Source organism: Sphingomonas sp. LH128, from assembly GCF_000293195.2.
GTDB classification, from domain to species: Bacteria; Pseudomonadota; Alphaproteobacteria; order Sphingomonadales; family Sphingomonadaceae; genus Novosphingobium; species Novosphingobium resinovorum_A.
Map to the genome: position 1 here is coordinate 1 of NZ_ALVC01000191.1, position 2,247 is coordinate 2,247.

At 50.4% G+C, this 2,247-nt stretch carries 1 protein-coding gene; it reads right to left on the reverse strand.

Translation table 11 applies throughout. The features are described from left to right. Positions 1-44 precede the first annotated feature (44 nt). The gene (locus LH128_RS32215; RefSeq protein WP_327195181.1) at positions 45-1,640 is read right to left on the reverse strand and encodes an AAA family ATPase; all 1,596 of its coding nucleotides are present in this window, start codon (positions 1,638-1,640) and stop codon (positions 45-47) included. Between the last annotated feature and the right edge of the window lie 607 nt (positions 1,641-2,247).

A 2,247-nucleotide genomic window follows, 5' to 3' on the forward strand; every position in this document is an offset into this window, starting at 1 on the left:
GTTCCTAATTCAGATCAGAGGCTTACGCCACTCCCGCCAACCCTTCAGGACACTTTTGGTGAATAAGGCGGGTTAACATTGTTGAGGACGTCATCTCTAATTTCTGCGGCATTCAAACGGAAAAGGCCCTTCACCTCTCCTGTTCCTATCTGCTCGACATAATCTAGGTCAGCAATGATTGCCGCCCTTACGTGGCATGCATCCAAAAGCTGCTTGTAAGCCGGAAATAAACCCTTCCCTCCGACACTCACAATTTCAAGAGATGAATCCCGAATTATGCCAGCGTTACGCGCAACAATGTTAAGAATCTTCTCAAAGAAAATCTGATCCGAAAGCCCTTCAACCAAAACAACTTTATCCGTGAAGAATATTCTTTCATTATTTTGACTATTAACGACATTAAATAAATGTTTTGCATTAGGAAGAACCGCAGAATTCAAACGAAGAATATTACTTCTTTGATTCTCAATATAAACGCGCGATACATATTGAATCGAAGCCGGCGATATGAAAGTTGGAGAATGGGTCGCAAGAACAAACTGATTACCAGTGCTCTTCGCCAACCGCTCGAACAATGCAAAAAGCGTGCTCTGCCAGCGAGGGTGCAAATGAAGCTCAGGCTCATCGACGATTATTAATGCATCTCTAACATTAAGAGCATATATTGCAAAAAGATAGGTTAGAAGTTCTTTTTCACCCGAAGACGCCGCACTCACCAAGAACGATGTACCCTGCTTTTTAAGGGCAATATCGTAGGTATTACTCATGGCGTCTGTGCAAATCAGGTCCCAATCATAACCTATTTCCTTTAGGGCTTTTGAAAGTTCTTTTAAATTATCATCAGAACGAAACTTCTCTTTTGCGCTGGTGTTATCGTCTTCCTGAAGCAAACGGTATTTTCTGGCCAAGCGCCCAATCGCAAGCGATATAATATTACCCGCGTTGCGAGAACTTATCGCATCTAGAGATCGCTTTTGCTCGTAATCATTGTATCCCGCCAGACCAATAGACCCCTGAAACCCACTGGCCGATCGGTTTACTGGCAAATAAATCATTGAGAGCTTGAGCGCATCTTTACCAATTTCGGCACGAACGTCATTGTCTATTTCAAACACTTGCAAATAATGAAGAAAATGACTCGCTTGATGCATGAGCGGAGCCTGAAAATTGCCATCTTCCCACACATATTCCAGCCTTTGACCAACAGGAATATCATCGATTTTCCATTGGGCCACGCCATCCCACGGGTTGTGCACAAGGCGCCTTTTCGATGCTCCCCTCAACTCTTCGGCATCATTCTGGATGAGGCGCATATTATCGAGATCGTTCTGCGACACCTCAATTTCGATCGCGACAAATTGCCGAAGCGAACGACCTGAGCTATGCTTCTCGAGCCGCATATGGTTCAGTTGGTCATTGTAACGCAGTTCCCACTGAATCTGCTGCTCAGCATCGTGCGTCTGAGTGAAGTACCGCGTCGCAAACAAATATCGTCGGAGCATCGTATTCACTACATCAAGAAGATTGGTTTTCCCGCCCCCATTTGGACCAATGATGATGGAAATTGGCCCATCGAATACCATTTCGCGGCGGTCCAAGAAGCTGCGAACGTTTTCGATTGTGATTTTTTTGATCAGCATAGGCTGATTTAATCACCAATTTCAGGCCACTTGCAAGCCGACTCCAGCATAAACGGCAGCTTTGCTCATTCTCTCGCACTTCGTGAGCGGATGGGTAGAAGAACATCAATCCCAGCCTTTCAAAACCATTTTCCTACACACCCCGGCCCGCGATACATAGGTCCGCCATGAGGGGCATCCACTCCAACACCCCATGGAGTTCCACGCCTTATGACGGACCGATCCTCCACGCCCCCGGCACATCCCGAGCGCCGGCGCGGCGGCACATCCTCCGCTTCTACGCGCAGCAGCGTGAAATCTTCTGACGATAGCGCGCCCGGCGGTGAGGCCGGGCGATCTCGCGCGCGGTCTTCCCCCTCCACCACCGACTGCGTCGGCGGGCCCCCCCCCCCCCGCTGCGCGGCGGTCCCCCTCCCCGCCCGCGGGGAGGATGGGAGAGAGCATCATGCGCAGCTACACGCAGTTCTACATCGACGGCCGCTGGACCAGCCCCGTCACCCCGAAAACCGCCGAAGTCATCAACCCCGCCACCGAGGAAGTCTCCGGCGAAATTTCGCTGGGCTCCCCCGCCGACGTCGACCTTGCCGTCGCCGCCGCCCGCCGCGCC